Source organism: Geodermatophilus sp. SYSU D00700 (assembly GCF_054050255.1).
The window spans coordinates 14,278-40,710 of sequence record NZ_JBJGZA010000029.1 but is presented as its reverse complement, the minus strand read 5'-3'; the positions used below and the strand labels follow the sequence as shown (position 1 = coordinate 40,710).

Sequence of the window (26,433 nt, the reverse complement as noted above, 5' to 3'; positions counted from 1 at the left end):
CCCGCGCCACGATCAGGTGACCTGATCGTGCGGCGTCCTCCCTCACGGTGGGCGGTGAGGGAGGACGCACTGCGGTGAGGGTGGACGAGCTCAGACGCTCACGCCGGCCGCGGTGCAGGCGGCGCCGAAGTCGGTGACCGGCTGGGTGAGGCCCTCGAACGCGGCGAACACGTCGGTGCCCGACTCGATGTCGCCGATCGCGGCGTCGGTGGCCGCGGACACCTCGTCGGCGGCGGTCAGCAGCGGGGCGCTGGCGTCCTGGTGGTCGGCGGGGGCGTCGCGCAGCGCCTCGAGCAGCGGGACGACGTCGGCCGGGTCGACGTACCCGGTCTCGTCCACCGAGATCAGCGCCAGGCCGGCGTAGCCGAACCGCCCGGCCACCGCCTGGCACAGGCCCAGGTCGCCGGGGACGCCGGCGCCGGGCACGGGCAGGTCCTCGCCGGGGTCGGCCGGCACGGACCCCCCGGCGGGGTCCTCCGCGGGCCCCTCGGGGGTCGGCTCCTCGGGGTCCGGGTCGGTGACCGGCTCGGGCGGGGTCTCCGCGCTGCCGGGGGCGGTCTCCGGGGCGGGGGCGGCGAGCGTCGCCTGCCCGGCCACCGACGAGGTGCAGGCGGTCAGGGACGCGCCGGCGGCCAGGGCGAGCGCCAGGCCGGCGACGCGGGAACGGGTGCGCATGCGGGGACTCCGGGATCCAGGGCCACCGGTCGGTGGCTCGCTGGCCACGACGCTCGCCCGGTCCCCTTGCGGCGCGATTGCGAGCGACTGGCAGGGACGTGCACCGGTGTCCGCAGAACCGGCTCGCGCGGCCTGGGAGACTCTCCCCGTGCTGTTGCGGATGTCCACGCTGTTCCTGCGCACCCTGCGCGACGACCCGGCCGATGCCGAGGTCCCCAGCCACCGGCTCCTGGTCCGGGCCGGCTACATCCGGCGGGCCGCGCCGGGAGGCTTCACCTGGCTGCCCCTGGGCTACCGGGTGTTCCGCAACGTCGAGCGGGTCGTCCGCGAGGAGATGGACGCGATGGGCGCCCAGGAGGTGCACTTCCCGGCGCTGCTGCCGCGGGAGCCCTACGAGGCGACCAACCGCTGGACCGAGTACGGCCCCAACCTCTTCCGGCTCCAGGACCGCCGGGGCACGGACCTCCTGCTCGGGCCCACCCACGAGGAGATGTTCACGCTCCTCGTGAAGGACCTGTACTCGTCGTACAAGGACCTGCCCCTGTCGCTGTACCAGATCCAGACCAAGTACCGGGACGAGGCCCGGCCGCGGGCCGGGCTGTTCCGCGGCCGCGAGTTCACGATGAAGGACAGCTACTCCTTCGACGTCGACGACGCCGGCCTCGACGCCTCCTACGCCGCGCACCGCGCCGCCTACATCCGGATCTTCGACCGGCTGGGCCTGGACTACGTCATCGTCTCGGCGATGTCGGGGGCCATGGGCGGCTCGAAGAGCGAGGAGTTCCTGCACCCCACCGAGATCGGCGAGGACACCTTCGTCCGCTCGGCCGGCGGGTACGCCGCCAACGTCGAGGCGGTCGGCACCGTCGTCCCCGACCCCCTGCCGATCGACGGCCCGCCCGAGGCGCACGTCGAGGACACCCCCGACACCCCGACCATCGAGACGCTGGTCGCCGTCGCCCGGCAGCTCTTCCCCGATGCCGGGTACACCGCCGCCGACACGCTGAAGAACGTCGTCGTCACGCTGGTGCACCCCGACGGGACCCGCGAGCCGCTGGTCGTGGGCATCCCCGGCGACCGCGAGGTCGACGCCAAGCGGCTCGAGGCCCAGGTGGCTCCCGCCGAGGTGGAGCCCTTCACCGACTTCGAGCGGCACCCCGCGCTGGTCAAGGGCTACATCGGCCCCCAGGTGCTGGGCAAGGACAGCGAGTCGGGCATCCGCTACCTCGTCGACCCGCGGGTGGTGCCCGGCACCCGGTGGGTCACCGGCGCCAACGCGCCCGGCAAGCACGTGTTCGACCTGGTCGCCGGCCGCGACTTCTCCTGGGACGGCACCGTCGAGGCCGCCGAGGTGCTGCCCGGGGACCCCGCGCCCGACGGCTCGGGCCCGCTGGAGCTGGCCCGCGGCGTCGAGATCGGGCACATCTTCCAGCTGGGCCGCAAGTACGCCGAGGCCCTGGACCTGCAGGTGCTCGACGAGAACGGCAAGCTCGTGACCGTCACGATGGGCTCCTACGGCATCGGCGTCTCCCGTGCCGTGGCCGCGATCGCCGAGTCCATGCACGACGAGCTCGGCCTGGTCTGGCCGCGGGAGATCGCCCCGGCCGACGTCCACGTCGTCGCCACCGGCAAGGACGCCGCGGTCTTCGAGGCCGCCGAGGCCCTGTCCGGGGAGCTGGTCGCGGCCGGGCTGACGGTCCTCTACGACGACCGGCACAAGGTGTCGCCCGGCGTGAAGTTCAAGGACGCCGAGCTGCTCGGCATGCCGACGATCGTCACCGTCGGCCGCGGGCTGGCGCAGGGCGTGGTCGAGGTGCGCGACCGGGCCACCGGGGAGCGGAGAGAGGTCGCCGTGGCCGACGCCGCGGCCGCCGTGCTCGCCGAGGTCCGGGGCGGATCCGCGTCAGCGGGCGCCTGACCGTCGGAGGCGTGGCGGAGCCGACCCCGCCTGGTTCCTGCACGTCCCGCCGCGTCTGGCATCATGGACGGTCGAACACGGCGGCGCGCGGCCCTCTCACCGACGTCGGCCGTGTCCCTGGCTCCGCCCCGGCGTAACCCCACGCGTCCGTCCGGCGAGCACCGACGAACAGCGTTCGAGGAGAATCCGAGCCACCGTGGCCACCAAGATCAAGCTCATGCGTCTGGGCAAGATGCGTGCTCCGTACTACCGCATCGTCGTCGCCGACTCGCGCACCAAGCGCGACGGCCGCTCGATCGAGACGATCGGCAAGTACCACCCGAAGGAGGACCCCTCCTTCATCGAGGTCGACAGCGAGCGCGCGCAGTACTGGCTCGGCGTCGGCGCCCAGCCCACCGAGGCCGTCGCGGCCATCCTCCGCGTCACCGGTGACTGGCAGAAGTTCAAGGGCGAGCCGGCTCCGCCGCCCATGAAGGTCGCCGCCCCCAAGCCCGACCGCAAGGCCCTCTACGAGGAGGCCGTCCGCAGCTCCGGCGAGGAGCCGGCCGCGGGTGCCACCACCCCGAAGAAGAAGGCCGCCCCCAAGGCCGACGCCGCCGGGGACACCGCCGCCGCCGACACCCCCGCCGGTGACGCCGCGGCCGAGACGCCCGCCGAGTAAGACGTGCTCGAAGAGGCGCTCGAGCACCTGGTCAAGGGCATCGTCGACCACCCGCGCGAGGTCACCGTCGACCTCGTCGGCGGTCGTCGCGGCAAGACCCTCGAGGTCCGGGTCCACCCCGACGACCTCGGCAAGGTGATCGGCCGTGGCGGCCGCACGGCCAAGGCCCTGCGCACCGTCATGGCCGGGGTCGGCGGCCGCGGCCTGCGGGTCGACGTCGTCGACACCGACGGGCGCTGAGCCCCCTCGTCCCGCACGTGGGACCCACTCCACCGGACACCGTGGTGGTCGGCCGCATCGGCCGGCCCCACGGTGTCCGCGGTGAGGCCACCGTCGAGGTCCGCACCGACGACCCCGACGCCCGGTTCCGTCCCGGCGCGGTGCTGCGCACCGACCCCGCCGGCCGTGGACCGCTGACCGTCGCCGGCGCCCGCTGGCACCGCGAGGTGCTGCTGCTCGCCTTCGAGGGGTACGACAGCCGCGAGGCGGTCGAGACGCTGCGCGACACCCTGCTCGAGGTCCCGGTCGAGGAGCTCCCCGACCTCGAGGACCCCGACACGTACTACGACCACCAGCTCGTCGGGCTCGCCGCGCGGCTCCCCGACGGCTCGCCGCTGGGCGAGGTCACCGCCGTCCGCCACGAGGGCGCCGACCTGCTGGTCGTGCGCCGCACCGACGGCGGCGAGCTGCTGGTCCCGTTCGTCGCCGCGATCGTGCCGACCGTCGACGTCGCCGGCGGTGTGGTGGTCGTCGACCCGCCCGAGGGGCTGCTCGACCTGTGAGCGGCTTCCGGGTCGACGTCGTCACCATCTTCCCCGAGTACCTGGCCCCACTGCGGCAGTCGCTGCTGGGGAGGGCCGCCGAGCGCGGGCTGGTCTCCGTCGGCGTGCACGACCTGCGGCAGTGGACCGACGACGTGCACCGCACCGTCGACGACGCCCCCTACGGCGGCGGTCCCGGCATGGTCATGCGCCCGGAACCGTGGGCGCGGGCGCTGGAGGCGGTCCGCCCGCCCGGCACGCGGCTGGTGGTCCCGACCCCGGCCGGGCGCCCGTTCACGCAGGCCGTCGCCGCGCAGTGGGCCGCCGAGCCCGGCCTGGTCTTCGCCTGCGGCCGCTACGAGGGCATCGACCAGCGGGTGGCCGAGTGGGCCGCCCGGTCGGGCCCGGTCTCCGAGGTCTCCATCGGCGACTACGTGCTGGCCGGCGGCGAGTCGGCGGTGCTGGTGATGGTCGAGGCGGTGACCCGGCTGATCCCCGGCGTCGTGGGCAACCGCGAGTCGGTGGAGTTCGACTCGCACGCCGACGGCCTGCTCGAGGGCCCCTCCTACACCCGGCCGGCGTCGTGGCGCGGCCTCGACGTCCCGCCGGTGCTGCTGTCGGGCGACCACGCCGCGGTGGCGCGCTGGCGGCGCGCGGAGTCCCTGCGGCGCACCGCCGAGCGCCGTCCCGACCTGCTGGCCGCGCTGCCCGAGGACGCGCTCACCCCGGCCGACCGGGCGGTCCTCGACGGTGCCTGACCGGCCGTGGGTGCGCCCGACCGCGCGGGTCGTCGTCCTCGACCCCGACGGGCGGGTGCTGCTGCTCGGCGCCCGGCTGACCGACCCCGCTGTCCCGCCCGGGGACGTGCTGTTCTGGTACACGCCCGGCGGGGGAGTGGAGGACGGCGAGAGCGTCCGCGCGGCCGCCGCGCGGGAACTGGCCGAGGAGATCGGGCTGGTCGTCGAGCCGGCCGCGCTCGAGGGGCCGGTGTGGTTCCGCCGGCACGTGGGCCCGTTCGCCGGCGTCGACGTCGACAGCCGCGAGACCTTCTTCGTCCTGCGCGACGTCGTCCACGAGGTCGACCCCGCCGGCCGCACGGAGCTGGAGTTGCTCGGTGAGGAGCCGCACCGCTGGTGGACGGCCGAGGAGGTCGCCGCGAGCGACGAGGAGTTCGCGCCCCGGGAGCTGGCCGCCGTGCTGCCCGAGCTGCTCGCCGGGCCGTGGCGCCGGCCACCCCGCGTGGTCGACTGACCTCCCGCGCTCGGCACGCCGGCCCGGATGTGGCACAGTAGAGAGTCGCTGCAGACCGGAGGCGCCCGCCGACGGGCACTCCCCTCCCGGAGTCGCAGCCGCACACCTGGTCCGGAGCGTGGGGCACCCCGCTGCCCGGGCCGACGACGAGCCACTGCTGAGACCGAGGAATGCTGCGATGAACACCCTGGACGTACTCGACGCCGACTCGCTGCGCGACGACATCCCCGAGTTCCGCCCCGGGGACACCGTCAAGGTGCACGTCCGCGTCGTCGAGGGCAACCGCTCGCGCATCCAGGTCTTCCAGGGCGTGGTCATCCGCCGCCAGGGCGGCGGGATCCGCGAGACCTTCACCGTCCGCAAGGTCAGCTTCGGCGTGGGCGTCGAGCGCACCTTCCCGGTGCACACCCCGGTCGTCGAGAAGATCGAGGTCGTCACCCGCGGTGACGTGCGCCGCGCCAAGCTGTACTACCTCCGCGAGCTGCGCGGCAAGGCCGCCAAGATCAAGGAGAAGCGCGAGACCGTCGCGCGCTGACGACTCCGCACGACGCCGAGGCCCGGGGCGACCGGGCCTTCCCCCGGCGGGTCCTCCACGGCCGTACGCTGACTCCCGATGAGCAGTGACCGGTCCGGGGGGCCCGCCGACGTCGTCCCGGGGGAGGACCCCCCGCCCGAAGGCACCCCGTCCCGCCGGACCTGGCGGCGCCGGCCCGCCCAACCGGAGAAGAAGAGCTCGCTGCTGCGGGAACTGCCGGTCCTGCTGGTCGTGGCGTTCGTGCTGGCGCTGCTGGTCAAGACCTTCCTGGCCCAGGCGTTCTTCATCCCGTCCGGGTCGATGGAGCAGACGCTGCACGGGTGCCCGGGCTGCACCGGGGACCGGGTGCTGGTGAACAAGGTCCCGTACTGGTTCGGTGATCCCGAACCCGGCGACATCGTGGTGTTCGAGGGTCCGGACACCTGGGTGCCCGAGGTCCAGATCGAGGAGCCGTCCAACTGGTTCACCGGCGCGCTGCTGTGGCTCGGCCGCGCCGTCGGCGTCGCGCCGCCCAGCGAGGACGACTACGTCAAGCGGGTCATCGCCACCGGCGGGCAGACCGTGCAGTGCTGTGACGCCGAGGGGCGGGTGACCGTCGACGGCGAGCCCCTCGACGAGCCCTACGTCTACGAGAACTCCCCGCTGGAGAGCCGCGCCTTCGGCCCGGTCACCGTGCCCGAGGGCCGCCTGTGGGTCATGGGCGACCACCGCTCGGCCTCCGCGGACTCCCGCTCGCACGTCAGCGACCGCTACGGCGGCACGATCGCCGTCGACGACGTCATCGGCAAGGCCGCGCTCATCGTGTGGCCGATCGACCGCTTCGGCACCCTCGACTCCCCGGACATCCAGGGCCTGGAGGCCGCCGCGGCCGCCGAGGCCGCCGGCGCGGTCGGGCAGGCGCTGCCCCTCGGGATGGGCCTGGCCGGCGCGCTGCCCGTGGCCATCTGGAACCGCAACCGACGCCTGCGCCCGCCACCGGGCTGACCCTCCCCACCTCCTCCGACGGCGCCGTCCCGCACCAGGGACGGCGCCGTCGCCGTTCCCGGACCGGCATGCCGGACCATTCCCGAAATGGTCATCGCCATGTCGACAATCCCCGGCGGGTCGCCGAGTGGCGTTTCTCCTGTGACTGTCACCGCGCAACCAGGGTCGCAAAGAAAATCTCAGAAAGCGTTCAAGCAAGGGTCAATACCGCCCGATGGAGTGGGTGAGAACAATCCGGTTCCCGAAATGGAGTAAGTCGTGTCCGCACCCCTGGCGAGCGCCACCCGCGGCGTCACCCGCGTGCTCCTCCTCGCCGACGCCCCCGTCCTGCGCCGCGGCCTGGTCAGCATGGTCAACGAGACCGCCGGCATGCAGTCGGTGGGCACCCCGGGCGAGCTGCGCCGGGCCCTGACCCTCGTCGAGACCGCCCGTCCCGACGCCGTGGTCGTGGAGCTGGGCGCCGGGCGCGCGGCCACCCTCAACGTCGTCCGCGACCTGCGCCGCCGTTTCCCGCGGGTCGCCGTCGTCGCGCTGGCCACCTCCGAGGACCCGGCCGTGGTGAACGAGGCCGTCGCCGCCGGTGTCCGCGGGTACCTGATGCTCAACACCTCGCCGACCCTGCTCGGCTGGGCCATCCTGGCCGCCCGCGCCGGCCGCACCGTGGTCGACCCGCAGATCCGCCGCGTCGAGCCCAGCGCCGCCCCGGTGGGCAAGCCGCTGACCCCCGAGGTGCCGCTGACCCGCCGCGAGTCCGACGTCCTCGACGAGCTCCTGCAGGGCCAGTCCAACCGGCAGATCGGCCGGAACCTGTTCATCAGCGAGGACACCGTCAAGTCGCACGTCAAGGCGATCCTGCGCAAGCTGGGTGCCCGCGACCGGGCGCACGCGGTCTCGCTGGTCCTCTCCTCCCGCGGCTCGGGTGCCTGCACCTGCGGCGCCCACGGCCTGACCGCCCCCTCCCCGGTGGAGGCCTGACGAAGGACTCCTTCGCCCCCGCCGCTCGCTCCGCTAGCGGCGGGCCCCTGCGAAGGAGCCGTTCCAGATCGTCTTCCGGACCGTCCGCCTCCTCGGCGGTCCGGACCGCGGGCCTCCCGGCCCGCTCCGGTCCGCGGGCCGGTCCCCTCTGACCCCGGGGACCGGCCCGCGGTCGTCCCGCCGGGCGCCGGCCCGGCCCGTCGGTGTGGCGTCGTAGTGTCGGACGGCGATGGCAGGCCGTCTTCCCCCCGCCCACCGGGCCGCCGCCGCACCGGCCGCCCGGACCCGCCGTCCCGCCGTGCTCGCGGCCGCCGGCACCGACACCCCCGGCGACGCGCTCTACGACATGGAGCGCTCGCTGCGCCGTCGCGGCTTCGCCGCCGTGGCCGGCGCCGACGAGGCCGGGCGCGGCGCGTGCGCGGGCCCGCTGGTGGCCGCTGCCTGCGTCCTGCCGGCCGGCCGCCGCGGCCGCGTCCCCGGGCTCGCGGACTCCAAGCTGCTGACCGCCGCCGCCCGGGAGCGCGTCTACGACGAGGTCGTCGACCGTGCGCTCGCCTGGTCGGTGGTCGCGGTCCCGGTGGCCGAGCTGGACGCCCGGGGCATGCACGTGACCAACCTCGAGGCGCTGCGCCGCGCGGTGAGCGCGCTCGACCACGCCGCCGACTACGTGCTCACCGACGGCTTCGCCGTGCCCGGGCTGGGCGTGCCCACCCTCGCCGTGTGCAAGGGCGACCGGGTCGCGGCCTGCGTGGCGGCGGCGTCGGTGCTGGCGAAGGTCACCCGGGACCGGATGATGCTCGACCTGCACGAGCGCTTCCCGGAGTACGACTTCGCGGTGCACAAGGGCTACACGACCGACGCGCACACCGCGGCGCTCGAACGTCACGGCCCCTGCCCCGAGCACCGGTCCCGGTTCGTCAACGTCGTCCGCGCCCGCGACGCGCAGGCCGGACGGAGACTCCAGCTCACCGCCGCGGGCGGCATGGTCGATGATGGGGGCATGCGCACGATCTCCGGAGAGCCGCGATGAGCACCGAGGACCTGGAGAAGTACGAGACCGAGATGGAGCTCCAGCTCTATCGCGAGTACCGGGACATCGTCCGGCAGTTCACCTACGTGGTGGAGACCGAGCGCCGCTTCTACCTGGCCAACGCCGTCGACCTGCAGGTCCGCGAGGCCGGCGGCGAGGTGTTCTTCGAGCTCAAGCTCTCCGACGCCTGGGTCTGGGACATGTACCGCCCGGCCCGGTTCGTGCGCAACGTACGGGTGCTGACGTTCAAGGACGTCAACGTCGAGGAGCTCGACAAGCCCGACCTCGAGCTGCCCGACGGGCCACGCATCACCTGATCCGATCCGCACGCCCGGGAGGCTGACCGCCCGGGCCGACGGGACCGTCCCCGCCGTCCACAGCCCGGTCCGCCGTCCACAGGCGGCGTCCCGGTCCGACTCCCGGCGTCTCGACCGGCGACGGTCGGCGGGTGTCCACGACCACCGAACTCGGCAGCCGCGGCGAGTCGATCGCCGCGACCTACCTCACCGACGCCGGGCTGCGCGTCCTCGACCGCAACTGGCGCTGCCGCGACGGCGAGCTCGACATCGTCGCCCGCGAGGGCGCGGCGATCGTCTTCTGCGAGGTGAAGACCCGCCGCGGCACCGGCTTCGGCCACCCGGTGGAGGCGGTGCCGGCGGCCAAGCGGCGGCGGCTGCGCACGCTGGCCCAGCGCTGGCTGGCCGCCCACGACCAGCACGCGCCGGACCTGCGCTTCGACGTCGTCGGCGTGCTCGTCCCGGCGGTCGGCCCGGCCGTGGTCACCCACCTGCGCGGGGCGTTCTCGTGACCCTCGCCCGCACCTGGTCGGTCGGACTGGCCGGGGTCTCCGGCGCCATGGTCGAGGTCGAGGTCGACATGTCCGCCGGCCTCCCCGGCGTCGTGCTGGTCGGCCTGCCCGACGCCGTGGTGCGCCAGTCGGTCGACCGGGTGCGCGCCGCCGTCGTCAACACCGGCGCTCCGTGGCCGATGCGCCGGATCACCATCGGGCTGTCCCCGGCGTCGATGCCCAAGCAGGGCAGCGGGTTCGACCTCGCACTGGCTGCCGCGGTCCTGGCGGCGGCGGGCACGCTGCCGGCCGATGCCGCCGACGGCCTGGTCCTGCTCGGTGAGCTCGGCCTCGACGGCTCGGTGCGCCCGGTGCGCGGCGTCCTGCCGGCGGTGCTGGCCGCGGCCCGGGCCGGGCACGCCACCGTCGTCGTCCCGGCCGGCAACGCCGACGAGGCGGCGCTGGTCGCCGGGGTGGAGGTGCTTGCCGCGGCCACGCTGGGCGACCTGGTGGCGCACCTGTCCGGCCGCGCCCGCCTCCTGCCGCACGTCCGGGGGCCACTGCCGCCCCCGGCACCCGTCCCCGACCTCGGGGACGTCGTCGGCCAGGCCGCGGGCCGGCGCGCGGTCGAGGTGGCCGCCGCCGGCGGGCACCACCTGTTCCTCAGCGGGCCGCCCGGTGCGGGTAAGACGATGCTCGCCGAGCGGCTGCCCGGGCTGCTGCCGGTCCTCGACGAAGCGGCGGCGCTCGAGGTCACCGCCATCCACTCGGTCGCCGGCACCCTGCCGCCGGGTGCGCCGCTGGTGGGCCGGCCGCCGTTCGAGGCGCCGCACCACTCGGCCACGATGGCGGCCCTGGTCGGCGGCGGGTCGGGCGCCATCCGTCCCGGGGCACTGTGCCGGGCCCACCGCGGGGTGCTCTTCCTCGACGAGGCGCCGGAGTTCCCGCGGGCGACGCTGGACACGCTGCGCCAGCCGCTGGAGCGCGGATCGGTGACCATCAGCCGGGCGGCGGGGTCGGCGACCTTCCCGTGCCGCGCGCAGCTGGTGCTGGCGGCCAACCCCTGCCCGTGCGCGAGCGCGGCCGGGGACGCCGCGTGCACCTGCAGCCCGCTGGAGCGGCGCCGCTACGGGTCACGGCTGTCGGGCCCGCTGCTCGACCGGATCGACCTGCGGGTGGAGCTGCCGCCGGTCACGCGGGCCGCGTGGCTGGCCACCGACGTGGCGCCCGAGTCCACCGCCGCGGTGGCCGCCCGGGTCGCCGCCGCGCGGGAGGCCGCGGCCGCCCGGCTGCGGGGGACCGGCCTGTCCCTCAACAGCCAGGTGCCCGGCCGGCTGCTGCGCGAGCGCTGGCCGGTGCCGCGTCCGGCGCTGGCCCTGGCCGAGCGGGCGCTCGACCGGGGGATGCTGTCGGTGCGGGGGCTGGACCGGGTGCTGCGCGTGGCGTGGACCGTGGCGGACCTGGCCGGCCGGACGGTCCCGGGTGCCGGTGACGTGGCCGAGGCGCTGGGCATGCGACTGCAGCGGGCGGCGGCATGAGCGCGCCGGCCCTCGAGGAGGACCTCGCCGCGGCGGTCGAGGACCCGCGCTCGGCCGACGGGGCCGCCGGGCTGCGGCGGGCGCGGGCCTGGCTGACCCGCGCGGCCGAGCCGGGCTCGGTCGACCTCTGGCGCTTCGTCGAGGACGCCGGCCCGGCCGCGGCGGTCGCGGCGCTGCGGGCCGGGACGGCGCCGCCGTCGGTCCGCGGGCTGGTCGGCGCCCGAGCGGACCAGGACGCCAGCCTGGCCGACCTGCGCCGCGCCGAGCGCTGCGGCGCACGGCTGGTGGTGCCCGAGGACGACGAGTGGCCCGCGCTCGCGCTGCACCCGCTGACGCTGGCCGCCTGCGGCGGTGGCGGTGGCGGGGTCGGTGGCGGTGACGGCAGCGGCCGGCGTGACCGGACGACCGCGCTGGTGCCGCCGCTGGCGCTGTGGGTGCGCGGCGACGCCCGGCTCGACGAGACCGTCGACCGCTCGGTGGCCGTGGTGGGCGCCCGGGCGTCGACCGCCTACGGCGAGCACGTGGCCGCCGACCTCGGCGCGCAGCTGGGCGAGCGCGGCTGGACGGTGGTCTCCGGAGGCGCCTACGGCATCGACGTCGCCGCGCACCGTGGCGCGCTGGCCGTCGAGGCGCCCACCGTCGCGGTGCTGGCCTGCGGCGTGGACCGGGCGTATCCGGCGGCGCACTCGGTGGTGTTCGAGCGGATCGTCGACGGCGGTGGGCTGCTGGTCAGCGAGTGGCCGCCGGGCGCGGCGCCGCACCGGCACCGCTTCCTGGTCCGCAACCGGATCATCGCCGGGCTGACCCGGGGCACCGTGGTGGTCGAGGCCGCCGCCCGCTCCGGCGCCCAGGCCACCGCCCGGCGCGCCCGCGGGCTGGGCAAGCAGGTGTTGGTCGTACCCGGCCCGGTGACCAGCGCGATGTCGGTGGGCTGCCACGAGCTGCTGCGCGAGGAGGACACCGGTGCCCGGCTGGTGAGCAACGCCGCGCAGGTCATCGAGGCGGTCGGCAGCCTGGGCGAGGACCTCGCCGCCCCGGTGGAGCGGCCGGACTCCCCGCGTGACGGCCTGTCCGACCTCGCCCGCCGGGTCCTCGACGCCTGTCCGGTGCGCGTCGGCGTCAGCGCCGAGCGGCTGGCCGCGGTCGCCGGCTGCGACCCGCTGGAGGCCATGCGGGTGCTCCCGGCCCTCGAGGTCGCCGAGCTCGTCCAGTGGACCGGCACCGGCTGGCGCCTGACCCCACCGCCGAAGGAGCAGCGCCGGGTGCGCTGAGGAGGGTGGGACGCCGGTTCCGTCGCGGACGACCGACCGGCGCGGCGCCTTGACCGGGCGACGGCGCCGTCGGACGGTCGGACCGTGACCGCCCGGACCGCCGACGCCCGCGCCGCGCTGCCCCCGGCGCTCGCGGCGGCGCTCGAGGGGTACGAGGAGTTCCTGACCGGTGAGCGGGACCTGTCCTCGCACACCGTCCGTGGATACGTCACCGACGCCGTGTGGCTGCTCGACCACCTGGCCCGGCGCGGCGGCACCCGCGTCGACGAGCTCGACCTCGCGACCCTCCGCAGCTGGCTCGCCCAGGGCCGGACGAAGGGCGCCGGCCGGGCGACCACCGCCCGGCGCGCGGCCGCGGCCCGGTCCCTCACCGCCTGGCTGCGCCGCTCGGGACTCACCCCCGAGGACGTCGGCCTGCGGCTGGTCAGCCCGAAGGCCCACCGCACGCTGCCCGACGTGCTCGCCCCCGACCAGGCCCGCGCGGTCGTCGAGTCCACCGCCGGCGCGGAGGACCCGGCGGGACTGCGCGACGCCGTCGTGCTGGAGCTGCTCTACGCCAGCGGCATCCGGGTGAGCGAGCTGGTCGGCCTCGACGTCGACGACGTCGACCGCGGCCGGCGACTGCTGCGGGTCCTGGGCAAGGGCCGTAAGGAGCGCAGCGTCCCCTACGGCGCCCCCGCCGAGCGGGCCCTCGACGCCTGGCTGGTACGCGGCCGCCCGGCGCTGGCCACCGCGGAGTCCGGGCCGGCGCTGCTGCTGGGGCTCCGCGGGCGCCGGCTCGACCCGCGCGAGGCCCGCCGGACGGTGCACGCCGCCGTCGCCCGCGCCCCCGGTGCCCCCGACGTCGGGCCGCACGGCCTGCGGCACTCCGCCGCCACCCACGTGCTCGAGGGCGGCGCCGACCTCCGCTCGGTCCAGGAGCTGCTCGGCCACGCTAGCCTCGCCACCACGCAGATCTACACGCACGTGACCGTCGAGCGGCTGCGAGCCGTGCACGCCCAGGCCCACCCCAGAGCCTGAGCGGTGCCCCGTGCCCGACGCGATCTCCACCACCGTTCCCCCGCGCCAGCGCGGGGCCCGAGCCCACCACGAAGCGGGGAGTCCTGACGTGCCCGAGGCGACCATCCACCGGATCGGCGGCCACCCCGACGAGGACGCCGACGCCGTCCTCGCCGACCTGTGGGCCCAGTACGTCGCCGACCGCGCGCCCGCGCTGCGCGACCGGCTGATCCTGCACTACGCGCCGCTGGTCAAGTACGTCGCCGGCCGGGTCGGCAGCGGCCTGCCCGCGCACGTCGAGCAGGCCGACCTGGTGTCCTACGGCACCTTCGGCCTCATCGACGCGATCACCCGCTACCAGCCCTCGCGCGAGGTCAAGTTCGAGAGCTACGCCATGGCCCGCATCCGCGGCGCGATCATCGACGAGCTCCGCAGCACCGACTGGATCCCGCGGTCGGTGCGCAACCGCGCCCGGCAGTTCGAGCGCACGGTCGCCGCCCTCGAGAGCCGGCTGCAGCGCAGCCCGACCGACGAGGAGATCGCCGCGGAGATGGACATGGACGTCGAGGAGGTGCGCAAGTTCCTCGGCCAGCTGTCGCTGGTCAACGTCGTCGCCCTCGACGAGCTGCTCACCGACGACGACGGCGGCGCGCCCCGGCTGGTCGACACGCTGCAGGACGCCAACGCGCTCGACCCGCAGGCCGTCGCCGAGCACGGCGAGTCCCGCCAGCTCCTGGCCCGCGCCGTCGAGCAGCTGCCCGAGCGGGAGAAGGTCGTCGTCAGCCTCTACTACTTCGAGGGGCTGACCCTGGCCGACATCGGCCGCGTCCTCGGCGTCACCGAGAGCCGCATCTGCCAGTTGCACACCAAGGCCGTGCTCCACCTGCGCACCAAGCTCGCCGACATCGCCTGAGGCGGCGGTGGTGCTCGAGCACGCGCTCCTCCCGGTCCGCCCCGGCCGGGAGGACGCCTTCGAGGCGGCATCCGCGCGCGCCCGGCCGATCGTCGAGGCGTCCCCGGGGTTTCGCTCGCTGCGGCTGTCCCGCTGCCTCGAGCGCCCGGGCACCTCCCTGCTCCTGGTCGAGTGGGACCGGCTGGAGGACCACACGGAGGAGTTCCGCGGCTCGGCCGCCTACCAGGAGTGCAAGGCGCTGCTGCACGGCTTCCACGACCCGTTTCCGGTGGTCGAGCACTTCACCGACGTGGCGGCGAGCGGGGATCAGGCGGCAACGCGGCGCCGTAGCGCGGCCTCGATCGGCCCGGACAGGAACAGCAGGAACATCGCCCAGTAGTGCACGCCCGGCAGCAGCGTGCCGGCCAACAGGGCGGCGAGGAACAGCCCGCTGGCGACCAGTGACGGCCACGGAGGTCCGACCGGCGCGGCCGCCTCGCGGCGCAGGGCGGGGCGCCGCCACAGCAGCAGGCTGATCGTCGTGAGGCAGAACGAGCTCAGCGTGATCGTGCCGATGTACAGCGCGACCGCGGGCCGGTCGGTGCCGTACCGGGCCGACACCTGGGTGGCGAACGGGAGCAGGACGATCGTGAGGATCCACAGCAGGTTGGCGGTGAGGAATGCCCGGTCGTAGGACCCCACGGTCTCGACCACCCGATGGTGTACCCGCCAGAGCCGCGCGATGACGACGAAGCTGAGGAAGAAGGCGCCGATCTGCGACGACTCGTCGGCCAGCAGCGTGCCGAGGCCGGTCCGCGGCCCCGCGCCGTCGAGCAGCTCGGTCAGCGGCAGCACCAGCAGGGTGATGGCGATGGCGACGACCGCGTCGAGGAACGTGACGAAACGGTCGAGGCCCCGTTCGGTCTGCACCCCGCGCAGGCTAGGGGCGGCGGCCGGTCGGGCAGCGGTCCGTACGCGTCACCCGACCGGCAGCAGGCGCACCCGCGGCGGGCGCAGCAGGGACAGCGGGTCGAGGTAGGTCTCGCCCCGCCGGAGGCCCCAGTGCAGGCACGCCGCGACGGGGCAGCCCTCGTGGCCGGCGACCAGCGTGCCGAGCGGGTCGCCGCGCCGCACCGCCTGCCCGGCGCCCACGGTGGGCGTGACCGGTTCGTGGGTCGTCCGGAGCCCGTCGGGGTGGTCGACGCTGACCACCGGCCGGCCGGCGACCATCCCGGCGAAGGCGACGACGCCGTCGCCGGCCGTCCGGACCACGTCGCCGGGCGCTCCTGCGAGGTCCGCGCCACGGTGCCCGGGCCCGTACGGCGAGGGCGGGGGAGCGAAGGGCCGGGTCACCACCGGCGGGTCGCCGAGCGGGGACACCCACGGCGGGGCGGCGGCCGGAGCGGCCGGCTCGGCGACCGCCGCGACCGGGGCGAGGGCGGCCGCGCAGGCCACGAGGAGGACGAGGAGCAGGCGGGCGGGCACGCGCCCGAGCCTGCGCCGTCTCCGACCCCGGACGGGCCGACCGCCCCCACCTGTGGACGGACCGGACAGCGGGGGAGGAGCCCCATCAGCACGGCGTATGCTGTCCGGTGCGACCCGTCCGTTCGGGTCGACTCCGCGCGTCCTCCTCCCGCCGCACCGGCGGGGCAGCCCCACCTCGGTCCCGGTCTCGCACCGGGTCGGTGGCGCCGCGGGACGCCAGGGCGGGCCGTCACCCGGCGCCCGCGTCAACCGAGGAGCGTGGCCGCCCGGCGGTCGCGCGCAGACAGGAAGGCTGCGGCCATGGCAGTCGTCAGCATGAAGCAGCTGCTCGACAGCGGCGTCCACTTCGGGCACCAGACCCGTCGCTGGAACCCCAAGATGAAGCGGTTCATCTTCACCGAGCGCAACGGCATCTACATCATCGACCTGCAGCAGACGCTCGGGTACATCGACTCGGCCTACGAGTTCGTCAAGCAGACGGTCTCGCACGGCGGCTCGATCCTCTTCGTCGGCACCAAGCGCCAGGCGCAGGAGGTCGTCGCCGAGCAGGCGCAGCGCGTCGGCATGCCCTACGTCAACCAGCGCTGGCTGGGCGGCATGCTCACCAACTTCCAGACCGTCCACAAGCGGCTCCAGCGGCTCAAGGAGCTCGAGGACATGGAGCAGACCGGCGTCATGGCCGGCCTGTCCAAGAAGGAGCAGCTGGGCCTGACCCGCGAGAAGGCCAAGCTCGAGCGCAGCCTCGGCGGCATCCGCGACATGCAGAAGGTGCCCAGCGCCATCTGGATCGTCGACACCAAGAAGGAGCACATCGCCGTCGGCGAGGCCCGGAAGCTGGGCATCCCGGTCGTGGCGATCCTCGACACCAACTGCGACCCCGACGAGGTCGACTACAAGATCCCGGGCAACGACGACGCGATCCGCAGCATCACCGTGCTGACCCGCGTGGTCGCCGACGCCGTCGCCGAGGGCCTCATGGCCCGCTCGGCCGCGCAGGCCAACGCCGGTCGCGAGGACGGCGGCGAGCCGGCCATCGGCGGCGGCGAGCCGCTGGCCGACTGGGAGCGCGAGCTGCTCACCGGCCAGTCCGACGCCGCCCCGGCCGCGGACGCCGAGGCGACCCCGCTGCCCGAGACCCCCGTCGCCCCGCCGGCCGTGACCGCCGAGCAGGTCGCCCCGGTCGAGGGCGTGCCCGCCACCGGCGACACCGCCACCGGCACCCAGGGCGCCCAGAACGGCTGACCCGCCGGCGCCGCAGCCCCGCCCCCACCGGGCCGGGCGGCGGCGCCGCGGCACGTCCGCACCCACCCGCTCCAGATCCGTGAGGAAGTGACATGCCTGCCTTCACCGCCGCCGACGTCAAGCGGCTCCGCGACGCCACCGGCGCCGGCATGATGGACGCCAAGAAGGCCCTGACCGAGGCCGACGGCGAGTACGACAAGGCCATCGAACTGCTGCGCATCAAGGGCGCCAAGGACGTCGGCAAGCGCCTCGAGCGCTCGACGACCAACGGCATCGTCGTCAGCAAGCACGGCGCGCTGCTCGAGCTCGACTGCGAGACCGACTTCGTCGCCAAGAACGCCGACTTCGTGGCGCTCGCCGAGCGGCTGATCGAGATCGTCCTCGAGAAGTCGCCGGCCAGCCTCGACGCGCTGCTGGCCACCGAGGTCGACGGGCAGACCGTCGCGCAGCTCATCGAGGGCGAGTCCGCCCGCATCGGCGAGAAGCTCGTCCTGTCCCGCTTCGCCACCTTCGAGGGCCCGACCGCGGTGTACCTGCACAAGCGGGCCACCGACCTGCCCCCGGCCATCGGCGTCGCGGTGCAGTACCGGGGCGGCGACGAGGAAGCCGCGCGGTCGCTGGCGATGCACATCGCCGCCGCCCGCCCGCGCTACCTCACCCGCGACGAGGTCCCGACCGAGGCGGTCGAGACCGAGCGCCGCGTGGCCGAGCAGACCGCCAAGGAGGAGGGCAAGCCCGAGCAGGCGATCGTCAAGATCGTCGAGGGCCGGGTCAACGCCTACTACAAGGACTTCGTCCTGCTCGAGCAGCCGTCGATCACCGAGCCCAAGCGCACGGTGAAGCAGATCCTCGACGACGCCGGCCTGACCGTGCAGCGGTTCGCCCGCTTCGAGGTCGGCCAGGCGTAACGAGCCGCACAGGAGGACCCCGTCGTCCCCACCCGGCCCCGCTCCAGGGGCCCGCGCCGAGCGCGCGAGGTGGGGGTGACGGGGTCCTGTGCTGTCCGGCCCCGGCTGGCGCCACCCGGGGCGTTTGGCAGGATCACGCAGAACGACGTCGAGCGAGGGATGAGCAGTTGACCGAGACCGCCGCGCCGCAGACGACCCCCCTGACGCACGCACCGCTGTCCGCACCCACCGCGTTCCAGCCCGCCGACGGCAGGGGCTACAAGCGGGTGCTGCTCAAGCTCTCCGGAGAGGCCTTCGGCGGCGGCAACGTCGGCGTCGACTCCGGCATCGTGCAGTCCATCGCCGGTCAGCTGGCCGCCGTCGTCCGCGGCGGCACGCAGGTCGCCGTCGTCGTCGGCGGGGGCAACTTCTTCCGGGGCGCGGAGCTCGCCGAGGCCGGGATGGACCGCCGGCACGCCGACTACATGGGCATGCTCGGCACCGTCATGAACGCCCTGGCGCTGCAGGCGTTCTGCGAGCAGGTCGGCCTGCAGACCCGGGTGCAGACGGCCATCGAGATGGGCCAGGTCGCAGAGCCCTACATCCCGCGCAAGGCCGTGCGGCACATGGAGAAGGGCCGGCTGGTCATCTTCGGCGCCGGTGCCGGCATGCCGTACTTCTCCACCGACACCGTCGCCGCCCAGCGCGCCCTGGAGATCGGCTGCCAGGTGCTGCTCATGGCCAAGAACGGCGTCGACGGCGTCTACGACGACGACCCCCGCAGCAACCCCGACGCCGTCCTGTACGAGGACCTCGACTACGCCACCGTGCTGGCCAAGCAGCTCAAGGTCGCCGATGCGACGGCCATCAGCCTGTGCATGGACAACAGCATGCCCATCGTCGTCTTCAACCTGCTGAGCGACGGCAACATCGCCCGCGCCGTGGCAGGTGAGAGGATCGGGACGCTGATCAGCTGAGCGGGCGCGCCTCGCGCACGCCGCACCGCAGAGACGGCGGGACGCCCCGCCGCAGGAGGAGAGACCGTGATCGACGACACCCTGCTCGACGCCGAGGAGCGGATGGACAAGGCCCTGTCGGTCGCGCGCGAGGACCTCGGCTCGGTGCGGACCGGCCGCGCCGCCCCGTCGATGTTCAACAAGATCCTGGTCGACTACTACGGCGCCCCGACCCCCGTTCCGCAGATGTCCTCGATCACCGTGCCCGAGGCGCGGATGGCGGTCATCAAGCCCTACGACAACAGCCAGCTCGCGGCGATCGAGCGGGCCATCCGCGACAGCGACCTGGGCGTCAACCCCACCAACGACGGCCAGATCATCCGCGTCGTCTTCCCGCAGCTGACCGAGGAGCGTCGCCGCGACCTGGTGAAGATGGCGCGCAGCAAGGGCGAGGACGCCAAGGTCGCCATCCGCAACGTGCGCCGCCGGGCCAAGGAGGAGCTCGACCGCATCGCCCGCGACGGCGAGGCCGGCGAGGACGACGTGCGCCGCGCGGAGAAGGAGCTCGACGACCTCACCGCCCAGCACGTCGCCAGCATCGACGACGCCGTGAAGAACAAGGAGGGTGAGCTGCTCGAGGTCTGAGCCGCTCGCCCGGGCCCCGCCATGACCTCCCGTCCCGACGCCGCCGGGGCCGGCGCGTCGGGCGACGCCGCCGACACCGGGCCGATCCCGGTCGTCCGGCGCGTGTCGCCCCCGCCGCCGCCTCCGCCGCTGTCGGCCACCGCCGCGCGCGGCCCCGCCACCGGTCCGGTCCGGCCCGCCGCGCCGCCCACCAGCCCGCTCGCCGTGCCGCCGGTGCCCTCGCCGGCCACCCAGGAGATCGCCGTCCCGGCGCCGGGCCGGACGGCGCCCCGGACCCCGAGCCCGACCTGGTGCCGCCCTCGAGCAGCCGCGCCGGCCGCGACCTGGTCGCCGCCATCGCCGTCGGGCTCGGCCTGGGCGCGGTCATCCTGGTCTCGCTGTTCGCCTACCGCCCGTCGTTCCTGGTGGTCGTCGGGGTGGCGGTCCTGGTCGGCGTCGCCGAGCTGGTCCGCGCCCTGGAGGCCGGCGGCGCCCGGGCCCCGCTGGTGCCGCTGCTGGTCGGCACGGTCGCGATGCTGGCGCTGGCCTGGGCCCGGGGCGCCGACGGGCTCGTCGTCGCCTTCCTGTTCACCGTGGTCGCCGTCCTGCTGTGGCGGCTCGGCGACGGGCCGGAGGGATACCTGCGCGACGCCACCACCGGCGTGTTCGTCGCCCTCTACGTGCCGCTGCTCGCCGGGTTCTGCGTGCTGCTGCTGGTCCCCGACGACGGCGCGCTGCGCGTGCTCGCGTTCATCGCCACGGTCGTCGGCAACGACGTCGGCGGGTACACCGCCGGCGTGCTGTTCGGCCGGCACCCGATGGCACCGTCGGTCAGCCCGAAGAAGTCCTGGGAGGGCATGGCCGGGTCGATCGTGGCCTGCGTCGCGGTCGCCACCCCGATCGTCGTCCTCGCCCTCGACGGGCCGTGGTGGGGCGGGGTGCTCCTCGGCGCGGCGCTGGCGGTGACCGCCACGGTCGGCGACCTCGGCGAGTCGCTGATCAAGCGCGACCTCGGCATCAAGGACATGGGCACCCTGCTGCCCGGCCACGGCGGGATCATGGACCGCCTCGACAGCCTGCTGCCCTCGGCCGCGGTGGCCTACCTGCTGCTGTCCTGGGTGGCGCCTCCCGCGGGCTGAGGGCCGGTCACCTCCCACACCGACCCGACCGCGGTGAAGCCGCGGCGGGCGTACCAGTGGCGCGGCCAGTCGTCGGCGAGCGCCTCGAGCACCACCAGGTCGCACCCGGCCCCGGCGGCCACCGCCAGCGCCCGCGCCAGCACGGCGTCCCCGTGCCCGCGGCCGCGGGCCGCAGGATCGGTCATCACCGACTCGACCGCGGCCGTCGCGCCGTCGACCCGCAGCTGCCCGGCGGCCAGCACCCGGCCCTCCGCCCGCACCGCCACGTCGTGGACGGCGACCACCCGGCCGGTGCGGTGCTCCCGGCCCACGAGCTGGGCGACGACGGTGTCCAGGTCGGCCGTCCCGGCCAGGTCGCGGCGCCACGTCGCCTCCCAGAGCGGGTGCACCGCGCGCTGGTCGACCACCTCGGCCCGGTCGGCGCCGGGCAGGGCGGGCGTCGCCGGGCGGGCCATGACCACCAGCTCCTCGGCGTGCCACCCCCGCCCGGCCAGCCGCGCGGCGACGTCGCCGGCTCCGGTCCAGGTCAGCGTGGCGGCCGGGTGCGGCAGGCCCGCGTCGACGGCGGCCCGCTCGACCGTGTCCTCGTCGACCGGCTGCCCGAGCACCAGCCGGTTGTCGTCCCGGGAGTGCGCGTAGCGCGGGTCGAGCACCGCCACCCCGCCGGGCACGTCCCGGACCTCGGCGGCCCGGCGGGTCCGCACCGACAGCGACAGCGCCAGCGCGCGGCCCAGGGCGTCCCCGGGTGCGGGGAGCACGGGCTGCGCCGGCGGCCGGTACGGGACCACGGCGACCACCGCGTGCGCCGGCACCGGCCCGGCGTCCACCTCACCCTCCCCGTCCCCGGTGGGCCCGGAGCGGGCCGGCAGCCGTGCCGGGTCGACGACGAGCAGCACCAGGTCCCGCCGGCCCGGGTACAGCCGGGCGGTCAGCCGGTGCACCTGCTCCGGGGGGCACAGCGGTGCGCCCGGTCCGAGGACGCCGGTGTCGAGTGCGGCGCGCCAGTCCGCCGGGTCGCAGGGACAGACCAGCGGGCTCACGCGGGCGGTGCGTCCGGGTCGACACCGCGAGCGGCCAGCGCCGACTCGACCGCCGCGTTCACCGTGCGGACGACGGCGACCCGCGCGTACCGCTTGTCGTCGGCCGGCACGACCGTCCACGGCCCGCCCGGGTGGTCGGTGCGCTCGAGCATCTCCTCGACCGCGTCCTCGTAGGCCTCCCGCTTGTCGCGGTTGCGCCAGTCCTCGTCGGTGAGCTTCCACGCGCGGTAGGGGTCGTCGCGGCGGGACTCGAAACGGCGCAGCTGCTCCTCGGGGGAGACGTGCATCCAGAACTTGACCAGCACGGTGCCCTCGGCCGCCAGCGTGGTCTCCAGGTCGACGATCTCCTGGTAGGCGCGTTGCCACTGCTCGTCGGTCGCGAAGCCCTCGACCCGCTCCACCAGCACGCGGCCGTACCAGGTGCGGTCGAGCACGGCCATGCCGCCCCAGCCGGGCAGCACCGGCCAGAAGCGCCACAGGAAGTGGTGCCGCTTCTCGTCGTAGGAGGGAGCGGCGAACTGGGCGACCCGCACGTGCCGCGGGTCGAGCTCGTCGACCAGCCGCTTGATCGCCCCGCCCTTGCCCGAGGCGTCCCAGCCCTCGAACAGCACGCACAGCGGCGGACCCAGCTCGCCGGACCCGATCTGACCGCCGAGCAGCAGGCGCAGGTGCACCAGCCGCCGCTGGGCCTGGGCCAGCTGCTGCTTGCCGTCCTTCTTGGACAGCTGGGCGGACAGGTCGACGTCGTCGAGTCGGCTCACCCCGCCGAGCCTGGCGCACCGGGCCGTGGTCGGCACCCGGGCGCTCAGCCCCGCTCCGGGCCGGCGTGCTGCCGGATCCACGCGTGCATCGCGATGCCCGCCGCGACGCCGGCGTTGATCGAGCGGGTGGAGCCGAACTGGGCGATCGACAGCACCTCGCCCGCCAGCGCCCGTGCCTCCTCCGACAGCCCCGTGCCCTCCTGGCCGAACAGCAGCACGCACGCCCGGGGCAGCGCCGCGGTCTCCAGCGGCCGGGCACCGGGCAGGTTGTCGACGGCCAGCACCGGCAGGCCGGCGTCGCGCGCCCAGGCGCCCAGCGCCGCGGCGTCGGGGTGGTGCCGCACCGAGAGGTAGCGGTCGGTGACCATCGCGCCGCGGCGGTTCCACCGCCGGCGCCCGACGACGTGCACCTCGGCGGCCAGGAACGCGTTCGCGGTGCGCACGACGGTGCCGATGTTGAGGTCGTGCCGCCAGTTCTCGATGGCGACGTGGAAGGCGTGCCGGCGCGGGTCGAGGTCGGCCACGATGGCCTCGACGGTCCAGTAGCGGTACCGGTCGATGACGTTGCGCCGGTCGCCGGAGGCGAGCAGCTCCGGGTCGTAGCGGGGGTCCTCGGGCCACGGGCCCTCCCACGGGCCGACGCCGACGCTGTCGAGCGGGACGGGCGTCTCCTCGGCCGGGATCACCCGGCCGACGCTAGCTGGCCGCGCCTCCGGCACCCGGGCCCCTCCGTCGGGCACGATGACTCCACGGGGTGAGCGCAACATGACCAACCGTGACTGCGAGGTGGGATGACGGCACAGCAGGAGGACGACATCCCGGTGACCGAGGTACCGCTCCCGCCGGCGGACGAGGACTGGCAGCACTGGCTGCCCGGGTGGCTGACCGAATCGGCCGAGCCGGTCCGGCCGGAGGACGCTCCGGAGGAGGGCGGCACCGAGGGCGCCGCCCTCGCGGCCGACGGCGGACAGCCCGCGGCCGAGGCCGCCGTCGCGCCCGAGGTCGCTCCCGTCTGCGAGGAACCGGACGAGCCCGAGCAGGCGGAGGACCCCGAGCAGGCGGAGGACCCCGAGCAGGCGGAGGACCCCGAGCAGGCGGAGGACCCCGAGCAGGCGGAGGACCCCGAGCAGGCGGACGCCCCCGAGCAGGCGGACGCCCCCGGGGGAGCGGACGAGCCCACGATGCCCGAGGTGTCCGACGGGCTCGACGTGGCGGCGCCGACCCCCTTCGACGGCGACCCCGTCGGCGGGACCGTGGTGCCGCGCGTCGTGGTGCGACCGCAGGTGCGGCCGCGACGCCGGATGGGTCTCGCCGTGCTGGTCGGCCTGTTCGCCATCGGCGGCGTCGCGGGCGCCGCCCTGATGGAGACGTCGTCCTCCGGACCGACGCCGTCGTCGGCCGTGCAGTCGCCGCCGAGCGCGGTGGCCACACCCACCCCGGCCCTGCGCCCCGTCCGCCCCTCGGGGATCGCCGACGCGGTCTCGGCGGCCCCGACGAGCAGCGCCCCGGTGCCGACGACCGCGGAGCGGACGGCCCGTCCCACCCCGGTGACGCCATCCAGGGCCGCTCCCCGCGCCACCGCGCCGGTGCCCACCCCGGCCGCCGAGGCGCCGCTGCCCGCGGTGGTCGCCCAGGTGCTGCCCGACGCGCCGCCCCCGCCGCCGGAGCCCGCGCCGCCCGTAGCGCCGGAGGCGGCTCCCATCGCGGGGCCGGTGGTCCCGCCCCAGGAACCTGCTGACGAGTCCGGGGAGGCCCCGACGGAGGAGCCGGTGGAAGACGGCAGCGGCACCGATCCGGTGACCGATCCGGGAACGGGCCCGACCGATCCGCTGGACCCGGGAACGGGTCCGATCCATCCGGGGACCGACCCGCAGACGCCGACGGAGGACACCACGGTCGATCCGGGGACCGGGGCCACCGGTGATGGGGGCTCGACCGACACGACCGGGACCGGCTCGCAGACCCCGGTCACCTCGCCGCCGACCCTGCTGGACGTCCTGCTGCCGCCGTCCTGAGCGAGCGACCTCACCCGCGCAGCGGCCCGGAGCGCGCACGCGGGTGGGACGATGGGGATGCCATGACTGCCCTGCCGCTCGTCTTCGACGCCCCCCGCCGGGGCAAGCCGCCGCGTCACCTCGCCGACCTCACCCGCGAGGAGGCCCGCGCCGCCGTCACCGAGCTCGGGCAGCCGGCGTTCCGCGCCGACCAGCTGGCCCGGCACTACTTCCGCGGGGTCACCGACCCGGCGCGGATGACCGACGTGCCCGCCGCCGTGCGCGAGACCCTCGGTGAGGCCCTGCTGCCGGGGCTGCTGACCCCCGTGCGCACCCTGAGCGCCGACGGGGGACGCACCCGCAAGACGCTGTGGCGGCTGCACGACGGCGCGCTGGTCGAGAGCGTGCTCATGCGCTATCCCGACCGGGCCACCGTCTGCATCTCCAGCCAGGCCGGCTGCGGCATGGCCTGCCCCTTCTGCGCGACCGGCCAGAACGGGCTCACCCGCAACCTCTCGGCCGCGGAGATCATCGGCCAGGCGGTCGCGGCGGCCGCGGCGATGGCCGACGGCGAGGTCCCCGGCGGGCCGGGGCGGCTGTCCAACGTCGTCTTCATGGGGATGGGCGAGCCGCTGGCCAACTACGCGCGGGTCCGCAGGACGCTCGACGCCCTGGTGACGCCGGCACCGCACGGCCTGGGTCTGTCCCAGCGCTCGGTGACCGTCTCCACCGTCGGCGTCGTCCCGGCCATCCGGCGGCTCACCGAGGAGGGGCTGCACGTCACCCTGGCGGTCAGCCTGCACGCGCCCGACGACGAGCTGCGCGACACCCTGGTGCCGATCAACACCCGGTGGAAGGTGGCCGAGGTGGTCGAGGCCGCCGACGCCTACGCCGCCCGCACCGGCCGCCGGTACTCGGTGGAGTACGCGCTCATCCGCGACGTCAACGACCAGCCCGAGCGGGCCGACCTGCTCGGCCGCCTGCTGGCCGGGAAGCGCGCGCACGTGAACCTCATCCCGCTGAACCCGACGCCGGGCAGCCCCTGGGACGCCAGCCCGCTGCCCGCGCAGCGGGAGTTCGTCGCGCGGCTGCGCGCCGCGGGGGTGCCGACGACGGTGCGCGACACCCGCGGTCAGGACATCGACGGCGCCTGCGGGCAGCTGGCCGCGGCCGACCGGGTCGAGGGCGTCCCCGCCGTGGCCGTCCCCGCGCCGTCCCTGGAGCCGCCGGTGGAGCTGGGCGCCGAGGCCGACGGGTGAGCTCGGAGGCGCCGGCCGCCGAGGCCCACGAGCACAGCCACGCCGACGTCTCGGGCGGGTGGCTGCGGGCCGCCGTCTTCGGCGCCATGGACGGGCTGGTGACCAACACCGCGCTGGTGGCCGGCGTCGGCGGCGGGGGTGCCTCGTCCCGCGCGATCGTGCTCTCCGGGGTGGCGAGCCTGGTCGCCGGCGCCATCTCCATGGCGCTGGGGGAGTACACCTCGGTGCGCACGCAGAACGAGCAGCTCGACCTCGAGGTGGAGAAGGAGCGGCGCGAGCTCGAGCGCAACCCGGGCGGTGAGCTCGCGGAGCTGGTCGAGATGATGCGGGCCCGCGGCGTCGACGCCGACCTGGCCCGGCAGGTGGCCGTCCAGCTGCACCGCGACCCCGACACCGCGCTGCGACTGCACGTGGTCGCGGAGCTCGGGCTCAACCCGGCCGACAAGCCCTCGCCGTGGACCGCGGCGGTGTCGTCGTTCCTCACCTTCGCCACCGGGGCGGTGGTCCCGCTGCTGCCCTTCCTGTTCGGCTTCTCGCTGCTGTGGGTGGCGCTGCTGTGCGGCGGGATCGGCCTGTTCGCCGCCGGGGCGCTGTCCTCGCGCTTCACCCCGCGGGCCTGGTGGTACGCGGGGCTGCGGCAGCTGCTGTTCGGTGCGCTGGCCGCGGGGATCACCTACGCCGTCGGCGCGGCGATCGGGGTCACGGCCACCTGAGACGCGTCGACCCGGCCCGGCAGAGCCGGACCGGGTCGCGTGTGGTGCTGGAACGA

Annotated in this window: 31 protein-coding genes; 25 read left to right on the top strand and 6 right to left on the bottom strand. The window is 75.5% G+C overall.

Going from position 1 to position 26,433, the window contains the following annotated elements; all coding sequences use genetic code 11:
* Positions 1-90 precede the first annotated feature (90 nt).
* Positions 91-675, bottom strand: coding sequence for a hypothetical protein (locus tag ACI79V_RS18180; protein WP_456891425.1), 585 nt, complete (start codon positions 673-675; stop codon positions 91-93).
* Positions 676-823: 148 nt separating this feature from the next.
* On the opposite strand from ACI79V_RS18180, the gene ACI79V_RS18175 reads away from it, so the two are divergent.
* The 17 genes from ACI79V_RS18175 to ACI79V_RS18095 all read left to right on the top strand — a co-directional run bounded on the left by ACI79V_RS18175 (position 824) and on the right by ACI79V_RS18095 (position 14,677).
* Positions 824-2,593, top strand: a complete 1,770-nt coding sequence (locus tag ACI79V_RS18175; protein WP_456891423.1) for a proline--tRNA ligase — start codon at positions 824-826, stop codon at positions 2,591-2,593.
* 196 nt (positions 2,594-2,789) lie between these two features.
* The gene (rpsP, locus tag ACI79V_RS18170; RefSeq protein ID WP_456877026.1) at positions 2,790-3,254 is read left to right on the top strand and encodes a 30S ribosomal protein S16; all 465 of its coding nucleotides are present in this window, start codon (positions 2,790-2,792) and stop codon (positions 3,252-3,254) included.
* 3 nt (positions 3,255-3,257) lie between these two features.
* Positions 3,258-3,494, top strand: coding sequence for an RNA-binding protein (locus ACI79V_RS18165; RefSeq protein WP_456877025.1), 237 nt, complete (start codon positions 3,258-3,260; stop codon positions 3,492-3,494).
* A gap of 17 nt (positions 3,495-3,511) precedes the next feature.
* Entirely contained in the window at positions 3,512-4,036 is a 525-nt protein-coding gene (gene rimM / locus ACI79V_RS18160; RefSeq protein WP_456891421.1) for a ribosome maturation factor RimM, read from the top strand.
* Positions 4,033-4,773, top strand: coding sequence for a tRNA (guanosine(37)-N1)-methyltransferase TrmD (gene trmD, locus ACI79V_RS18155; protein ID WP_456891419.1), 741 nt, complete (start codon positions 4,033-4,035; stop codon positions 4,771-4,773). Before rimM ends, trmD begins: the two co-directional genes overlap by 4 nt.
* Positions 4,766-5,266, top strand: coding sequence for an NUDIX hydrolase (locus ACI79V_RS18150; protein WP_456891417.1), 501 nt, complete (start codon positions 4,766-4,768; stop codon positions 5,264-5,266). The genes trmD and ACI79V_RS18150 overlap by 8 nt, the downstream gene beginning before the upstream one ends.
* A gap of 178 nt (positions 5,267-5,444) precedes the next feature.
* Positions 5,445-5,801 (top strand): 50S ribosomal protein L19, encoded by a 357-nt coding sequence (gene rplS / locus ACI79V_RS18145; RefSeq protein WP_456877021.1) that lies wholly within the window; start codon positions 5,445-5,447, stop codon positions 5,799-5,801.
* 78 nt (positions 5,802-5,879) lie between these two features.
* Positions 5,880-6,785, top strand: a complete 906-nt coding sequence (lepB, locus tag ACI79V_RS18140) for a signal peptidase I (protein ID WP_456891415.1) — start codon at positions 5,880-5,882, stop codon at positions 6,783-6,785.
* Between the two features lie 258 nt (positions 6,786-7,043).
* Positions 7,044-7,760: a LuxR C-terminal-related transcriptional regulator gene (locus ACI79V_RS18135; protein ID WP_456877019.1), complete on the top strand. Its 717-nt coding sequence runs from the start codon at positions 7,044-7,046 to the stop codon at positions 7,758-7,760.
* 229 nt (positions 7,761-7,989) lie between these two features.
* Positions 7,990-8,790 (top strand): ribonuclease HII, encoded by an 801-nt coding sequence (locus ACI79V_RS18130; protein ID WP_456891413.1) that lies wholly within the window; start codon positions 7,990-7,992, stop codon positions 8,788-8,790.
* The gene (locus tag ACI79V_RS18125) at positions 8,787-9,107 is read left to right on the top strand and encodes a DUF2469 domain-containing protein (protein ID WP_387993427.1); all 321 of its coding nucleotides are present in this window, start codon (positions 8,787-8,789) and stop codon (positions 9,105-9,107) included. The genes ACI79V_RS18130 and ACI79V_RS18125 overlap by 4 nt, the downstream gene beginning before the upstream one ends.
* A gap of 131 nt (positions 9,108-9,238) precedes the next feature.
* Complete coding sequence (locus tag ACI79V_RS18120; protein ID WP_456877017.1) at positions 9,239-9,598, top strand: YraN family protein; 360 nt, start codon at positions 9,239-9,241, stop codon at positions 9,596-9,598.
* A complete protein-coding gene (locus ACI79V_RS18115) occupies positions 9,595-11,115 on the top strand; it encodes a YifB family Mg chelatase-like AAA ATPase (RefSeq protein WP_456891411.1) in 1,521 nt (506 codons plus the stop codon). The genes ACI79V_RS18120 and ACI79V_RS18115 overlap by 4 nt, the downstream gene beginning before the upstream one ends.
* Positions 11,112-12,386, top strand: coding sequence for a DNA-processing protein DprA (gene dprA, locus ACI79V_RS18110; RefSeq protein ID WP_456891409.1), 1,275 nt, complete (start codon positions 11,112-11,114; stop codon positions 12,384-12,386). The genes ACI79V_RS18115 and dprA overlap by 4 nt, the downstream gene beginning before the upstream one ends.
* Before the next feature lie 84 nt (positions 12,387-12,470).
* The gene (locus tag ACI79V_RS18105) at positions 12,471-13,406 is read left to right on the top strand and encodes a tyrosine recombinase XerC (RefSeq protein WP_456891406.1); all 936 of its coding nucleotides are present in this window, start codon (positions 12,471-12,473) and stop codon (positions 13,404-13,406) included.
* Between the two features lie 88 nt (positions 13,407-13,494).
* Positions 13,495-14,298: an RNA polymerase sigma factor WhiG gene (gene whiG / locus ACI79V_RS18100; RefSeq protein ID WP_456891403.1), complete on the top strand. Its 804-nt coding sequence runs from the start codon at positions 13,495-13,497 to the stop codon at positions 14,296-14,298.
* Positions 14,299-14,305: 7 nt separating this feature from the next.
* Positions 14,306-14,677 carry an antibiotic biosynthesis monooxygenase family protein gene (locus tag ACI79V_RS18095; protein ID WP_456891400.1) on the top strand — a complete coding sequence of 124 codons (372 nt, stop codon included), beginning with the start codon at positions 14,306-14,308 and terminating at the stop codon, positions 14,675-14,677.
* Here ACI79V_RS18095 and ACI79V_RS18090 read toward each other — a convergent pair.
* Both ACI79V_RS18090 and ACI79V_RS18085 read right to left on the bottom strand, forming a co-directional pair.
* Entirely contained in the window at positions 14,605-15,207 is a 603-nt protein-coding gene (locus ACI79V_RS18090) for a TMEM175 family protein (protein WP_456891399.1), read from the bottom strand. The two genes, ACI79V_RS18095 and ACI79V_RS18090, sit on opposite strands and share 73 nt — an antisense overlap.
* A gap of 48 nt (positions 15,208-15,255) precedes the next feature.
* The gene (locus ACI79V_RS18085) at positions 15,256-15,762 is read right to left on the bottom strand and encodes a M23 family metallopeptidase (protein ID WP_456891397.1); all 507 of its coding nucleotides are present in this window, start codon (positions 15,760-15,762) and stop codon (positions 15,256-15,258) included.
* A 300-nt stretch (positions 15,763-16,062) separates the two neighbouring features.
* On the opposite strand from ACI79V_RS18085, the gene rpsB reads away from it, so the two are divergent.
* The 5 genes from rpsB to ACI79V_RS18060 all read left to right on the top strand — a co-directional run bounded on the left by rpsB (position 16,063) and on the right by ACI79V_RS18060 (position 20,610).
* Positions 16,063-17,004: a 30S ribosomal protein S2 gene (gene rpsB, locus ACI79V_RS18080; protein WP_456891395.1), complete on the top strand. Its 942-nt coding sequence runs from the start codon at positions 16,063-16,065 to the stop codon at positions 17,002-17,004.
* 92 nt (positions 17,005-17,096) lie between these two features.
* Positions 17,097-17,912 carry a translation elongation factor Ts gene (tsf, locus tag ACI79V_RS18075; RefSeq protein ID WP_456891393.1) on the top strand — a complete coding sequence of 272 codons (816 nt, stop codon included), beginning with the start codon at positions 17,097-17,099 and terminating at the stop codon, positions 17,910-17,912.
* Between the two features lie 167 nt (positions 17,913-18,079).
* Positions 18,080-18,868, top strand: a complete 789-nt coding sequence (gene pyrH / locus ACI79V_RS18070; protein ID WP_456877007.1) for a UMP kinase — start codon at positions 18,080-18,082, stop codon at positions 18,866-18,868.
* A 66-nt stretch (positions 18,869-18,934) separates the two neighbouring features.
* On the top strand, positions 18,935-19,492 hold the full coding sequence (gene frr / locus ACI79V_RS18065) for a ribosome recycling factor (protein ID WP_456891391.1): 558 nt from the start codon (positions 18,935-18,937) through the stop codon (positions 19,490-19,492).
* Positions 19,493-19,782: 290 nt separating this feature from the next.
* The gene (locus ACI79V_RS18060) at positions 19,783-20,610 is read left to right on the top strand and encodes a phosphatidate cytidylyltransferase (protein ID WP_456891389.1); all 828 of its coding nucleotides are present in this window, start codon (positions 19,783-19,785) and stop codon (positions 20,608-20,610) included.
* Here ACI79V_RS18060 and ACI79V_RS18055 read toward each other — a convergent pair.
* The 3 genes from ACI79V_RS18055 to ACI79V_RS18045 are packed head-to-tail and all read right to left on the bottom strand — an operon-like array spanning position 20,571 to position 23,097.
* Entirely contained in the window at positions 20,571-21,650 is a 1,080-nt protein-coding gene (locus tag ACI79V_RS18055) for a GNAT family N-acetyltransferase (RefSeq protein ID WP_456891387.1), read from the bottom strand. The two genes, ACI79V_RS18060 and ACI79V_RS18055, sit on opposite strands and share 40 nt — an antisense overlap.
* Complete coding sequence (locus ACI79V_RS18050) at positions 21,647-22,411, bottom strand: polyphosphate kinase 2 family protein (RefSeq protein ID WP_456891385.1); 765 nt, start codon at positions 22,409-22,411, stop codon at positions 21,647-21,649. Before ACI79V_RS18050 ends, ACI79V_RS18055 begins: the two co-directional genes overlap by 4 nt.
* 44 nt (positions 22,412-22,455) lie before the next feature.
* Positions 22,456-23,097, bottom strand: a complete 642-nt coding sequence (locus ACI79V_RS18045) for a TrmH family RNA methyltransferase (protein ID WP_456891383.1) — start codon at positions 23,095-23,097, stop codon at positions 22,456-22,458.
* A gap of 105 nt (positions 23,098-23,202) precedes the next feature.
* Between ACI79V_RS18045 and ACI79V_RS18040 the strand changes: the two genes are divergently transcribed.
* The 3 genes from ACI79V_RS18040 (at position 23,203) to ACI79V_RS18030 (ending at position 26,377) form a co-directional block, all read left to right on the top strand.
* Positions 23,203-24,426 (top strand): hypothetical protein, encoded by a 1,224-nt coding sequence (locus ACI79V_RS18040; protein ID WP_456891381.1) that lies wholly within the window; start codon positions 23,203-23,205, stop codon positions 24,424-24,426.
* 62 nt (positions 24,427-24,488) lie between these two features.
* Entirely contained in the window at positions 24,489-25,664 is a 1,176-nt protein-coding gene (rlmN, locus tag ACI79V_RS18035) for a 23S rRNA (adenine(2503)-C(2))-methyltransferase RlmN (protein WP_456891379.1), read from the top strand.
* Positions 25,661-26,377, top strand: a complete 717-nt coding sequence (locus tag ACI79V_RS18030; protein WP_456891377.1) for a VIT1/CCC1 transporter family protein — start codon at positions 25,661-25,663, stop codon at positions 26,375-26,377. The genes rlmN and ACI79V_RS18030 overlap by 4 nt, the downstream gene beginning before the upstream one ends.
* Positions 26,378-26,433 lie beyond the last annotated feature (56 nt).

Excerpts from the sequence above, each read along its gene's own strand:
- rpsB (WP_456891395.1), top strand. The coding sequence starts at position 16,063 with ATGGCAGTCGTCAGCATGAAGCAGCTGCTCGACAGCGGCGTCCACTTC.
- rplS (WP_456877021.1), top strand. The coding sequence starts at position 5,445 with ATGAACACCCTGGACGTACTCGACGCCGACTCGCTGCGCGACGACATC.
- lepB (WP_456891415.1), top strand. The coding sequence starts at position 5,880 with ATGAGCAGTGACCGGTCCGGGGGGCCCGCCGACGTCGTCCCGGGGGAG.
- dprA (WP_456891409.1), top strand. The coding sequence starts at position 11,112 with ATGAGCGCGCCGGCCCTCGAGGAGGACCTCGCCGCGGCGGTCGAGGAC.
- ACI79V_RS18040 (WP_456891381.1), top strand. The coding sequence starts at position 23,203 with ATGACGGCACAGCAGGAGGACGACATCCCGGTGACCGAGGTACCGCTC.
- ACI79V_RS18180 (WP_456891425.1), bottom strand. The coding sequence starts at position 675 with ATGCGCACCCGTTCCCGCGTCGCCGGCCTGGCGCTCGCCCTGGCCGCC.
- tsf (WP_456891393.1), top strand. The coding sequence starts at position 17,097 with ATGCCTGCCTTCACCGCCGCCGACGTCAAGCGGCTCCGCGACGCCACC.
- ACI79V_RS18130 (WP_456891413.1), top strand. The coding sequence starts at position 7,990 with ATGGCAGGCCGTCTTCCCCCCGCCCACCGGGCCGCCGCCGCACCGGCC.
- rlmN (WP_456891379.1), top strand. The coding sequence starts at position 24,489 with ATGACTGCCCTGCCGCTCGTCTTCGACGCCCCCCGCCGGGGCAAGCCG.
- ACI79V_RS18125 (WP_387993427.1), top strand. The coding sequence starts at position 8,787 with ATGAGCACCGAGGACCTGGAGAAGTACGAGACCGAGATGGAGCTCCAG.